9 protein-coding genes are annotated in these 12,248 nt (G+C 72.1%); 2 read left to right on the plus strand and 7 right to left on the minus strand.

Annotated features, from left to right (window positions below; all coding sequences use genetic code 11):
- Nucleotides 1–123 precede the first annotated feature (123 nt).
- The gene (locus tag ABZ858_RS23930) at nucleotides 124–1,365 is read left to right on the plus strand and encodes an MFS transporter (protein ID WP_361382052.1); all 1,242 of its coding nucleotides are present in this window, start codon (nucleotides 124–126) and stop codon (nucleotides 1,363–1,365) included.
- 185 nt (nucleotides 1,366–1,550) lie between these two features.
- On the opposite strand, the gene ABZ858_RS23935 is transcribed toward ABZ858_RS23930, so the two are convergent.
- Complete coding sequence (locus ABZ858_RS23935) at nucleotides 1,551–2,312, minus strand: ABC transporter permease (protein ID WP_361382055.1); 762 nt, start codon at nucleotides 2,310–2,312, stop codon at nucleotides 1,551–1,553.
- A complete protein-coding gene (locus ABZ858_RS23940; RefSeq protein WP_361382058.1) occupies nucleotides 2,299–3,204 on the minus strand; it encodes an ABC transporter ATP-binding protein in 906 nt (301 codons plus the stop codon). Before ABZ858_RS23940 ends, ABZ858_RS23935 begins: the two co-directional genes overlap by 14 nt.
- Before the next feature lie 51 nt (nucleotides 3,205–3,255).
- On the opposite strand from ABZ858_RS23940, the gene ABZ858_RS23945 reads away from it, so the two are divergent.
- A complete protein-coding gene (locus tag ABZ858_RS23945; RefSeq protein ID WP_361382061.1) occupies nucleotides 3,256–3,918 on the plus strand; it encodes a TetR/AcrR family transcriptional regulator C-terminal domain-containing protein in 663 nt (220 codons plus the stop codon).
- Between the two features lie 151 nt (nucleotides 3,919–4,069).
- Here the strand turns inward: ABZ858_RS23945 and ABZ858_RS23950 are convergent, their stop codons facing one another.
- From ABZ858_RS23950 to ABZ858_RS23970, 5 genes are all read right to left on the minus strand, one after another.
- A complete protein-coding gene (locus ABZ858_RS23950) occupies nucleotides 4,070–5,080 on the minus strand; it encodes an aldo/keto reductase (protein WP_361382064.1) in 1,011 nt (336 codons plus the stop codon).
- Nucleotides 5,081–5,237: 157 nt separating this feature from the next.
- Nucleotides 5,238–5,939: a DUF1707 domain-containing protein gene (locus ABZ858_RS23955; protein WP_361382172.1), complete on the minus strand. Its 702-nt coding sequence runs from the start codon at nucleotides 5,937–5,939 to the stop codon at nucleotides 5,238–5,240.
- Between the two features lie 860 nt (nucleotides 5,940–6,799).
- On the minus strand, nucleotides 6,800–8,122 hold the full coding sequence (locus ABZ858_RS23960; protein WP_361382067.1) for a hypothetical protein: 1,323 nt from the start codon (nucleotides 8,120–8,122) through the stop codon (nucleotides 6,800–6,802).
- Nucleotides 8,123–8,242: 120 nt separating this feature from the next.
- Nucleotides 8,243–10,864 carry a VCBS repeat-containing protein gene (locus tag ABZ858_RS23965; RefSeq protein WP_361382069.1) on the minus strand — a complete coding sequence of 874 codons (2,622 nt, stop codon included), beginning with the start codon at nucleotides 10,862–10,864 and terminating at the stop codon, nucleotides 8,243–8,245.
- Between the two features lie 184 nt (nucleotides 10,865–11,048).
- On the minus strand, nucleotides 11,049–12,248 hold a 1,200-nt coding region (locus tag ABZ858_RS23970; RefSeq protein WP_361382071.1), incomplete at its 5' end, for a VCBS repeat-containing protein.

Genomic DNA, 12,248 nt, shown 5'->3' on the forward strand with positions numbered 1-12,248 from the left:
CGGCGGCACGGGATGCACATGATGTCATACCTCAAGGGTATGACGGATGAGAGGGGGCGGGGTCGCGTCGGGCGGCCGGGACGCGGATCGGGCTGGAGGCGGAGAGTGCGTACGCGGACGCCGTTGGAACGGGGAGCACACTCGGACACGCGCAAGAGGTGGGTACTGGCCCGCTACTTACCGGTGGCCCTGCTGGTCCGCCTCGCCGCCGAGGGGGCACGGGTCGGCCTGGTGGTGCTCGCCGTGGACCGTACGCGCAGCGCCGGGTTCGGCGGCGCCCTGGTAGCGGCCCTGCTGGTGCCCAGCGTCGTCGCCGCCCCGCTGGCCGGCGCCCTGGCGGACCGGGTCCGGCGCCGTCGGTTGTTCCACGCGGGCTGTCTGGTGTGCTACGGCGCGGGACTGACGGCGGTGGCAGGGCTGGCCGGACGGGCACCCGCCCCGGTCGCCCTGGCCGTGGCCGGCGCCGCGGGCTGCTGCACACCCATGCTGACCGGCGGCCTGACCAGCCTGCTGGGCGACCTGCTGCCACCGGCGGCGCTGGACCGGGCGTTCAGCCTGGACGCCGTCTCCTACAACCTGGCCGGGATCGCCGGACCGTCGCTCGCCTCCGTCCTGGCGGCGGCGTACGGTCCCGGCCCGGCCCTCATGACCCTGGGCGTCGGAGCGGTCGCGGGCGGTCTGCTCGTATCGGCCCTGCCCCTGCGACCCCGCCTCGGGCAGGGTGCCGCACCGCTCCCCGCCGACCTGAGCACCGCCGCGGTCCTGCTCGTCCGCGACCCGCCGCTGCGCTCGCTCACCTGGGCCAGCGCGGTGGGCCAACTCGGCATCGGCGCACTGCCGGTGGTCTGCGTGCTGCTGGCCGCCCGGTACCACACGCCGTGGGCCGCGGGCGGCCTGATGACCGCCATGGCATTCGGATCGCTCGTGGGTTCCCTGGCCTACACCTGGCGGCCATGGGGCACCCGGCGCCCCGAACGCACCGTCATCACGCTGCTGTTGGCGACCGGCGTGCCGCTCGCCGCCGTGCCCTGGGCGGACAGCGCGACCACGGCAGCCGGTGCTTTCGCCCTGGCCGGTTGCTGCACCGGCCCGCTCTTCGCCGCGCTGCTGGCCGGCCGCGACCGCTACGCCCCCCAGGACGCCCGCACCCAGGTGTTCACCCTGGGAGCGAGCATCAAGAGCACCTTCGCAGCAGGCGGAGCCGCTCTCGCGGGCGCCTGGCAGGCCACCGGACCGGGAGCCCTGCTCCTGGCGGTGGCCGCCTGTCAGACCGCGGCGGCGGCGCTGGGCGCGCTCCTGCTGAACGGAAAGGGGAAGGGGATCGGGGAACGGGGATCGGACCCGGGCCGACCGCACAGTTCCTGAGAAGGACGGGTAGCGCGGGGTTCCCTGGCGGGGAGCCCCCACTTGGGCTCATGCAAAATCCGATTGGTCAGTCGGTCAGTCGGTCAGTCGGTCTATCGGTCTATCGGTCAGTCGGTCTGTCGGTCAGACGAAACTGAACCAAACGATGTTCACGTATTCCAGAGAATCCTCGTACGGGGCAACCACTAGAGAGCCACCAACCGCCCACTGCGCCCCCGCAGCCGGACCGAGGCCAGGGTGCCGCAGGTGAGTGCCACGCCGGCGAGTGTGCCGCAGGCCGCCGTCGCGGTGTGCGTGTCGCCGGTGAGGGCGGCGTGCAGGCCACGGGCGGCCCAGTAGCCGGGGGAGGCCGGGGCCACGGTCGCGACCCAGGCCGGCAGGGCGCTGAACGGGACCAGCGCGCCGCCGACACTGCTGAGCAGCATGCCGCCGATGTCGAAGGCGGCCGAGAGTTCGCCCATGCTGCGGGCCAGCACGCCGAGCAGTGTCCCGAGGCCGAGCAGGGTGCAGCTCCAGCTCAGCAGGACGGCCAGCAGCAGGATCGGATGCGGCGCCCTCAGCCCGAGAACGCACACCCCGAACCCGACGATCAGGACCTGCTGGGCGAGCAGCGCCGCGAAGACGGGGACCGCCTTGCCGATGAGCATCTGCGCAGGATGCAGCGGTGTGCCGCGCAGGCGGTCCCAGGTGCGGCCGAGCCGTTCGGTGAGGATCGCGCTGCCGGAGATGCTGAGCGCGAGCAGCGAGAAGGTGACCAGTGTGCCGACGACCGCCTGTTCCGTACCGGCCGTCCGGCCCTGTGCGGCCAGGTAGAGCGGGCGCAGCAGGGTGATGAAGACGAGCGGCAGGATCATCCGGCTCAGCAGCGGGCCGGGCTCGCGCAGCATCAGCAGCGTGTTGTGGCGTACCAGGACACTGAGGCGGGCGGCGGACTCACGCGGCGACATCACGGGGCTCCGTCTTCTGCTTCTGCTCGGTCGCTGTGGCCTCGTCGGTCACCGTGGCCTCCAGGGAGTGGTAGAGGTCGTCCAGGCCGGGGCGGCGGACGTCGACGGAGACGGGTGTGCGGCCGGCGGCGAGCAGGGCCGCCAGGTCGGCGCCGGCGTCCGTGGTCGGCAGGCGCAGTTCGGGCTCGGCCGGGTCGGCGAAGGCGAGCCGGAGTTCGCCCGGCAGGTGGCGGGTGAGTTCCTCCTGCGTCCCTCGCGCGATCACGCGCCCGGCTCGGGCCAGCGCCAACGTGGCATCCAGGTCCACGAGTTCCGGCAGGTAGTGAGTCGTGTAGACGACGGCGGTGCCCGCTTCGGCACGGGACTTGACGGCGGCCAGCAGGGCCGAGCGGGTCTCCGGGTCGGCCCCGGCGGTCGGCTCGTCCAGCAGGAGCAGCGGTGGAGAACCGACCATGGCGGTGGCCGCCTGGACACGGCGGCGCTGCCCACCGGACAGGACGCCCACGGGACGGTCCGCGACGGCGGCCAGCCGAAGCTCGTCCAGGACCCGGGCGATCTCCGCGTCCCGTCGCCGCCCGCGCAGCCCGGCCAGTCCGGCGAGCAGCCGCAGGTTCTCCCGCGCCGAGACGCTGCCGTACAGGGCCAGCTCCTGCGGAGCCACGCCGAGAAGCCGCCGCGCGGCCCGCCCGTCCCGCAGTGCGTCATGCGCCCCGATGCGTATCCGGCCCGCGTCGGGACGTACGAGACCGGTGACGATCTCGACGAAGGTGGTCTTGCCGGCGCCGTTGTGCCCGATCAGGCCGACGATCTCGCCGGGTGCGACCGTCAGATCGAAGCCGTCGAGCGCGCGACGGCGGTCGTAGCACTTCACCAAGCCTTCCGCGGCGAGCATCCCGCCTCCGCCTCCCATAGTCTACGCCGTATACGTCTACACTGTAGACCCATGAGTGGCAGACGGGAAGAGATCCTGGACGCGGCGCTGGCGATCGCCGACGAACACGGCATCGAGGCTGTTTCGATGCGGGCCCTGGCCGACCGGGTGGGCGTCACACCGATGGCGTTGTACCGGCATGTCAAGGACAAGGGCGCGCTGCTCGACGGCATGGTCGGGCGCCTGCTCACCGCGCTCCTGCCGCCGGAAGCCGACGAGGGCCGCACCTGGGAGGAGCGGCTGGCCGACCTCGCGCACGCGTCCCGGAGGGTGGCCCAGCGCCACCCCTGGGCCGCGCACCTGCTCTTTTCGCGACCGGCCGTCACACCGGACGCCGTACGCGCGGTGGACGTGATCTACACCGCGCTCATCGAGGCCGGGGTGCCCGAGCCCGAAGTGCCCCGCCTGGAACGCCTGGTCAGCACCTTCGTGATCGGGTTCGCCGCCTCCGAGGCATCGGGCCGCTTCACCCCTGGCACCCTCGACCCGCGCGGCCGCCGCGGCCAACTCCCGGACAGTGAACTCCCCGGCCACACCAGACTCGCGCCATGGCTGGACCTGCCCGTCGATCTCACCGCCGAGTTCGAGGCCGACCTCGACGACATCCGGGAACTGATCAAGGCGGCCGCACGACGACACCTGACGCCCCTACCCGCGAAATCCCTCACCCGTTGACCGAACTCGGGAGCAGCCGGTGGACGTCGGCTGTTTCGGTGCCCACGGGCACGTTCGGCTGCGCGTGGCCGCCCGCACGGACCGCCGGGCCGGCCACGGGGCTGTGAAGGCCGGGGCCAGGGACTCGTCCAAGGCCCGGCGGCAGCCCGGACTACCGGGAGCCCGCCACAGGCTGCCGCTTGTAGAAGGACTCTTCCAGGTAGGCGGCCTCGTGCGGCTGGTAGGGCTCCTCCAGGTAGGCGGCCTCGTCCTCGTCGAGTTCGACGTCCACCGCGGCGACCGCGTCGGCCAGCTGGGCCGGCTTGGTGACCCCGACGATGGGCGAGGTCACCACCGGGTTGCGCAGGACCCAGGCCAGGGCGACCTGGGCCGGGGACAGACCCCGCTCGCCCGCGATCTCGTGGACGCGCTCGGCCACTGCCTGGTCCTCGTCGCGGTAGAGGATCCTGCCGCCCGGGTCGGTCTCGGCACGCGCCGTGGCGGTGTTCCGGGCCCGTGTCAGCCGGCCCCGCGCCAGCGGGCTCCACGGGATCACGCCGATGCCCTGGTCGGCGCAGAGCGGGAGCATCTCCCGCTCCGCTTCCCGGTGGATGAGGTTGTAGTGGTCCTGCATCGACACGAACCGGGTCCAGCCGTTCAGGTCGGCCAGGTACAGGGCCTTGGCGAACTGCCAGGCGTACATGGAAGAGGCTCCGATGTAGCGGACCTTCCCGGACTTGACCGCGTCGTGCAGCGCTTCGAGGGTTTCCTCGATCGGGGTGTCGTAGTCCCAGCGGTGGATCTGGTACAGGTCGATGTAGTCGGTCCCCAGCCGCTTCAGGGAGGCGTCGAGCTCGGTGAAGATCGCCTTGCGGGACAGCCCGGCACCGTTCGGGCCGGGGCGCATCCGCATCCAGACCTTGGTGGAGAGAACGACCTCCTCGCGCCGGGTGAAGTCCTTGACCGCCCGGCCGACGATCTCCTCGCTGCTTCCGGCGCTGTACCCATTGGCCGTGTCGAGGAAGTTGACGCCGCCCTCGATGGCCTGCTTGATGATCTCCCGACTGGCGTCCGCGCCCAGCGACCAGGGTTCGCCGCCCCGGTCCGGCTCGCCGAAGCTCATGCAGCCGAGGGCGATGGCGGAGACTTCCAGTCCGGTCGTTCCGAGTCTGATGTATCGCATGCCTTCGAACCTACGAGTCGGAGCGCACTCCAACGCAATACGCTCCGGTCCGGAATTCGGAGAGGTGGGGTACCACTCAGCCCCCCGGGCATCTCTTACTCGGTGAAGTCCGAGTGGCTCGATCACTCGCGCTCGTGGCGCGAAGGGAGTGCTGGAGTCAGGCGCCTGCGGAAGGAGGCGCCGACCTGCGCGGCAGCCACTGGCCGAGCGTCCGGCGCGGGGGCCGCACCACCACCTTGCCGTGGGCCTTCTGGCCGACCAGTTCGACGCGCAGTACGGTCGGTGTGCCCGAGGGCGTCCGCGTCCGCATGCGGCGGTGCTTGAGCTTGCAGTGGGCCAGGGCGAGGCCGTCGACCTCCACCTCGACGCCCGGCCTGGTGACCAGCGTCAGGCTCCTGCCCACCATGGCCACGTCGATCCGCAGGGTGTCCTGCGTGATCACGGCCTCGGTGAGGTCGAGCGTCACGTCGCACCAGGTCACCGCGAGTTCCAGCCGTCGTGGCGGCACCCAGCGGCCCGTTCGCTCGACCGCGCCGCCGGACACCTGCTCGATCCGGACGACGTCCTTGACCTGTGCGGCCTCTGCCGCTGTGCCGTCAGCGGCGCCCGACGCGCCCGACGCGCCCGACGCGCCCGACGCGGTCGGCAAGTCGGCGGTGAGCACGGCCAGTTCGCTCAGTGTCCGCGCCGACAGGGCGATCTCCAGGCGCTCGTCCAGCTCGTCCGCGGTCAGCAGCCCGTCCCCCGCCGCGATGCGCAGCACATCCACCGTCCGGTCCCGGTCCGCGTGAGAGGCGCGCGGCTCGGGCGCCGAGCCGGGGCCCGAGCGCTTCCCGGTGGGTGAAATCTCTCCCGACAGGCTTCCGTCCCGGTCCTGTCGAAGGTCTCCGCGCGGCACGGGCAGCGGCGCAAGGAGAAGACTGACGCTATATCGCGATACGGGCTTCGGCTGCCGGAGTCGAACGCTCCGTGTGGACGACGCCGCCCGGCTCGGGTACGGCAGGTCCGAACTCATCGAGATGATCAGGGGGATACCGTCAACGACCGCACAGGGTCGGGCCGCGGGGCGCGCTGGGGCAGCGTGGCGTGGACGGCGGGCACCGCCGCGCTGGTCGCCCGGCTGCCGTGGGCCGCGAGCGGACGGCTGCCGGACAGGCCGGCCACCCAGGGGAAGCTCGGGGGCGATAGGGCCCCGACGGTTCGATTGTGCGGGAACACCCGCAAGGTCCCGTTCTGGAGACACCCGAGGGGCAGCGCATGGTGTGGCTCTCCCGGACGGCCAACCCCTGGCTCCAGTCGCTGGCCGCGGTGACCGGCCTGATGGCCGTGGCGGCGGTCGTCGTCCCTCGTCAGGGGCTGCGCGGAACCGAGGGCGTTCCGGGGGCTGTTCACGCCCTTCGTGTTCGTCTCCCTCGCCGTGGTCAGCTGCGCGGTGGTGCAAGCGCGTGTGTCGGAGCCGGGGTCCGGAAGTGGCGTTCGGGCCGTTCGGCCGGCCCATGCGCCGCTGGGACGCGGCGGACATCGAGTCCGCCCGCACCGAGGACCGCACCCCCCCGCGCCGGTGGGCGGCTGGGGGTACGGGCTCAGCGGCCCGGGTACCACGGTCATGCCGCGCAGCGGGCCATGCCTCGTCATCCGCGCGCGGGGCAGGGAAAAGGACTTCGCCGTCAGTGTCGACGACGCCGAACGCGGCGCCGCCGAGCGCTGGTTCGACCCGCGTCAACCCGTGGTGACGGAGAACACCACCCGCTCTCCGACTGTGCTGTTGATGCGCTCGTTGATGCCCCACAGGCGCTTGGCGGACGGTGAGTAGCCCAGGTCCTCGGTGAGTACCGGAGAGGTGCTGAGGACGTGGGGTGCCTGGTCGGGCTGGGTTTTGTGGATGCAGGAGTACGGCAGCGCGTCTCCCGAGCCGCCGCCCACTCCGCCCGGGCAGTCACCCGCGATGTACCAGTTGGCGCCGTCGGTCGCGGCGCCCTGCATGTGCCAGACCGGGGAGACGTACCCGAGGGTGGGGTGGGTGAGGCCGATACCGGAGGGGTCGGTGGTGGCCGGCAGCGCCGTCCGGTAGTTCAGGGGCCAGCGCAGTACCCGGCCGCCGCCGGCGTTCTTGTCGGAGAACTCCGCGGAGACCAGGCCGTCCTGGCCGGACCGGTCGAGGCTGAGGGAGTTGAGGCAGGGGCCGGTGCCCGCGGTCGAGGCGCACGCGGTGTTGTCCGAGGAAGTGGTCCGGTAGCGGCCGGTCATCGGGAGGGCGTAGTCGTAGCCGCGCGCGGAGGAGGCGCCGCCGGATATGCCCACGGACTGCTGGGTGGAGCTGACCTTCCATATGTGCTGGAGGTCGTAGACCTGCAGCCAGCGGCCGCTCGCGACGAAGACCTTGTTGCCGTACCAGACGACTCCGTCCGCGTGTGTGTTGGGCGCGGCCGTGAAGTTGCCGCCGGCCGAGGCGTCGCCGGTGGGCTGGACGAGCAGCAGGTGGTTGTAGGTGATCGCGCCCTTGTCGGCGTTCACCAGGGTGACCCGGGCGAACTCGTTCTCCTTGGCGTCGGCGGTGCCCATGTCCTGGTCGAAGTGCCAGGAGGCGAGGTAGGCGGTGTGCGCGGTGGTGCCGTCGCCCCAGGAGCCGTTCGGCTGGGCGTCGTACGAGCCGGTGATGCCCTGCGGGGTCCAGCCGCCGGCCGCGGTGTAGGAGTCGGAGGTGTCGTCCGGCTTGGCCCAGCAGAAACCGGTGGGGCTGAGGCTGCTCGCGAGCCCGGTGCTGTGGCACAGCCCGGTCGAGCCGCGGGTGCCACCGGAGACGAGCACCTGGTCGGCGTTCTCCACGGTGACATCACCGGCGGCCTCCACCGCGGCGATGGACGTGCCGAAGTCGCTGAACGAGGTTCCCGGATCCAGGGAGAACTGGCTGAGCGTGGACGCGGGCAGCGAGGCGAAGGGCGTCGCCGCCTGCGCCTCACCGCCGGTGCCCACGACCGTCGCGGCGACGGCGAGCAGACCACCGGCGAGGAGCGCCAGGGCACGTCCCGGTTTCCGTTTCATGGGTGTGGGTCTCCTGAGTTTGCTGAGGGGCGAGGTGTGCGGTGTGCGGGCGCCGGAGGGCGAGCAGCGAGCGCTGCCCGTCGCCCTCCGGCGCGCCGGCGTCCCGCTGCGCGGTGGAGGTCACCAACCGCCCTGGCTGACCAGCGAGCCGGCGTTCACGGTGCCGTCGCCGTTGCCCGCGTAGTCGTGCAGGCTGCTGTCCGACCAGGCGGCGAGCAGGTCCGCCTTGCCGTCGCCGTTCAGGTCGCCGGCGGCCAGACTGTGTACGGTGGCCCAGGTGGTGCCGCCGAACAGCGCGCCGCTGGCGGCGTTGACGTTCCCCGCTCCGGTGCCGGTGTAGAGGTGGAGGCTGCCGTCGCTCCAGATGGCCATGAGGTCGGTCTTGCCGTCACCGTCGAAGTCGGCCGCGGTGAGCCCCTTGACGCTGGTCCAGCTGGTGCCCCCGTACAGGTTTCCGCTGCCGGCGTTGATGGTGCCGTCCCCGTTGCCGGTGTACAGGTGCAGCGAGCCGTCCTTCCAGACGGCCATCAGGTCCTGCTTGCCGTCCCCGTTGAAGTCGCCCGCGGCGATGGCCTGCATGGTGCTCCAGGTGGTGCCGCCGAACAGCGCGGGCCCCGCGGCGCCGATGTCGCCCTTGCCGTCGCCCGCGTAGAGATGCAGGGTGCCGTTGGACCAGATGACCATCAGGTCCCGTCTGCCGTCGCCGTTGAAGTCACCGGCCGCCAGGCCCTTGACGTCGTGCCAGCTGCTGCCGCCGGACAGCTGCTTGCCGGGACCGAACCTGCCGTTGCCCAGGCCCGGGTACGACCACATGCGGTCGGCGGAGTCCAGGGCCACCATGTCGGTCCGGCCGTCCCCGTCGAAGTCACCGAGCGCCGTGCGCGCGGCGGACTGCCAGGAGGAGGAGACGGTGACGGCGGTGCCGGCCGCGATGGTGCCGTCCCCGTTTCCGGCGTAGTCGTGGACCGTGCCGTCGTACCAGACCGCGGACAGGTCGGTCCTGCCGTCGCCGTCGAAGTCCCCGGCGGCCAGGCCGTGGGCGGTGCTCCAGGTGGTGCCCCCGAACAGCGCCGCGCTCGGGCCGGTGAGGTCGCCGGAGCCGTTGCCGCGGTAGGTGTGCAGGGTGCCGTCCGCCCAGATGCCGGCCAGGTCGGCCTTGCCGTCGCCGGTGAAGTCACCGGCCGTCAGGTCGGACACTCCCGCCCAGGTGGTGCCCCCGTACAGCGCGGGACCTGCGGCGTTGACATTGCCGGTTCCGGTGCCGGTGTAGAGGTGGAGGGTGCCGTCGGACCAGACGGCCATGAGGTCGGTCTTGCCGTCGCCGTTGAAGTCCCCGGCGGCCAGGCCGTGGATCGTCGTCCAGGTGGTGCCGCCGTACAGGGCGCCGCCCGCGGCGTCGACGGTGCCGTCACCGTTGCCCGTGTACAGGTGGAGGGTGCCGTCGGACCAGACGGCCATGAGGTCGGCCTTGCCGTCGCCGTTGAAGTCGCCCGCGGCCAGGCCGTGCACGCCGTTCCACGAGGAGCCGCCGTACAGCTGCACCCGAGCCCCGTACGTCCCGGCGGTGCCGGTGCCCGGATACAGCCACAGCCGGTGCTCGGTGTCGATGCCGACCAGATCGGTCCTGCCGTCGCCGTTGAAGTCACCGGCCGTGGTCATCACCAGACCGCTGTACGGTGCCGAGGCGGAGCCGCCGTCGGTCCACAGATAGCTGACGTCGACCGAACCGCCGTCGCCCAGGCCCAGATCGGCGGCGACGCCGTCGCCCAGGTCGATGCCGGCGTTGTTGAGGACCGAGCGATTCCCGTCGTCCCGGCCGCCGTTGTACCCGCTGTCGTACGCCGCCTGCGCCTCCGGAGTGCCCTGGGCGAGGTCGGAGAACTCCTCGCGCACCCCGGAGGGGTTCCAGTAGTCGTCCCTCACGTTCCAGGGGCCGATGTCCCACACCGGTGCCGTCTCGCAGGTCGAGGTGCCGGCCTTGCACACCCTGACGGAGTACTCCGTGCCGCCTTCACCGGACAGCGCCCGGCCGGAGGGCAGCGCGACGAAGTGGTCGTTGCTCTGGATGACATGCCCGTTGGCGGTACGCCCCCCGACGAGGCCCTCACGGGTGGCGTGCACCCGGTAGGTGAGCGGCGTCGCGGCGGCGTCCGCCGCATGGGGGGCCATGGTGCGACCGCCCGTGGCGTCGGCGGTGGTGCTGAGCCCGGTGACGGCCGGGGAGACCCCGCCGGAGCCGGCGACCAGGATCAGCCTGGCCTGCACCGTGGTGACGGCTGCGCCCAGCCGGGCGGTGCCGGAAGCGTCGGCCGGCTGCCACTCGGTCCAGCGGCCGTCGCCACGCCTCCCGCGCGCTTCCACGGTGACACCGCTGCCCTGCGGCGCGGTGTAGGTGACGGTGAAGTGCACGGCGGTGGCCGGCGTCGTGAGGTGACGCTCGGGCAGGTCCCTGACGGCGGTGGCGGGCCGGCCCCCTTCGGGGGTGCGGCGGGCGGCGCGGTCACGTATGCGTATCGTGCCCCGGCTGTACGTCGTGTTGTCGTCGGGGCTGGCCTTCGCCAGGTCCTCGTGCCAGGTCGCGACGGGGTGCGCGTCACTGGCGGCGCGACCGGGCCCGGGTGCGGTGGAGGCGGCCGGCGCGGTGTCCGCCTGGGCGGGCAGGGCCGCGAAGCCGGTGAGTGTCGCCGCGGCGAGGACCGCGGCGCCCAGTGTGCGTCTGGCCGCACGGGATGAGGTGAACACGTGGGGTCTGCCTTTCGGGGCCGCCGTCCCGGTCCTCGCGACGGGGACGGCGGCGTGGTGGGTGATCAGGGACGCGTGTCGTGCGGGCGGCGCGTGCGCCTCGCGGACAGCGCGGGCTTCGCGGACAGCCGATGGGGGGCGGCTCACCGACCGCTGTGGCCGGTGAGCCGCCGCCCGGTGGCCGCTACCAGCCGCCTTCGCTGATCAGGGAACCGGAGTTGATGGTGCCGTCGCCCTTGCCGGTGTAGAGGTGGAGCGAGCCGTCCGACCAGTCACCGACGAGGTCGGTCTTTCCGTCCTGGTTGAAGTCACCCGCCGCGATGGAGGCCATGGTCGACCAGGTGGTGCCGCCGAAGAGGGCGCCGCTCGGGGCGTTGACGTTGCCGGTTCCGGTGCCGGTGTAGAGGTGGAGGGTGCCGTCGTTCCAGATGGCCGAGAGATCGGTCTTGCCGTCGCTGTTGAAGTCACCGGAGGTCAGGGCCTTGATGCCCGTCCAGCTCGTGCCGCCGTAGAGAGCGCCGCCTGCGGCGTTGATGGTGCCGTCGCCATTACCGGTGTACAGGTGGAGGGTGCCGTCGCTCCAGATGGCCATGAGGTCGGACTTGCCGTCACCGTTGAAGTCGCCGGCCGCCAGCCCTTGTACGGTCCCCCACGTCGTACTGCCGTAGAGGGCGCCGCCCGCGGCGTTGATGGTGCCGTCGCCGTTGCCGCTGTACAGGTGCAGTGAGCCGTCGCTCCAGATCGCCATCACGTCGGCCTTGCCGTCACCGTTGAAGTCACCGGCGGCCAGACCCTTGACGTCCTTCCAGGAAGTACCGCCGTACAGCTGCTTGCCTGCCCCGAAGCGGCCGTTGCCCAGACCCGGGTAGAACCAGGCACGGTTGCCGCTGTCGATGGCGATCAGGTCGGACTTGCCGTCGCCGTTGAGGTCTGCGGAGACGGACTGCGCCGCGCTGCGCCACGATGAGTCGGGGGCGGCGGTGACGCCGGCGTCGATGGTGCCGTCGCCGTTGCCGCTGTACTCATGGAGGGTCCCGTCCGACCAGCCGCCGACGAGGTCGGTCCTGCCGTCGCCGTCGACGTCGCCCGCCGCGATGGAGGCCATGGTCGACCAGGTGGTGCCGCCGAAAAGGGCGCCGCTCGGGGCGTTGACGTTGCCGGTTCCGGTGCCGGTGTAGAGGTGGAGGGTGCCGTCGTTCCAGATGGCCATGAGGTCGGTCTTGCCGTCGCCGTTGAAGTCGCCGGAGGTCAGGCCCTTGATGGCCGTCCAGCTGGTGCCGCCGTAGAGGGCGCCGCTCGGGGCGTTGACGTTGCCGGTTCCGGTGCCGGTGTAGAGGTGGAGGGTGCCGTCGTTCCAGATGGCCATGAGGTCGGTCTTGCCGTC

The sequence above is a fragment of the Streptomyces sp. NPDC047017 genome (assembly GCF_040644175.1).
Taxonomy (GTDB): domain Bacteria; phylum Actinomycetota; class Actinomycetes; order Streptomycetales; family Streptomycetaceae; genus Streptomyces.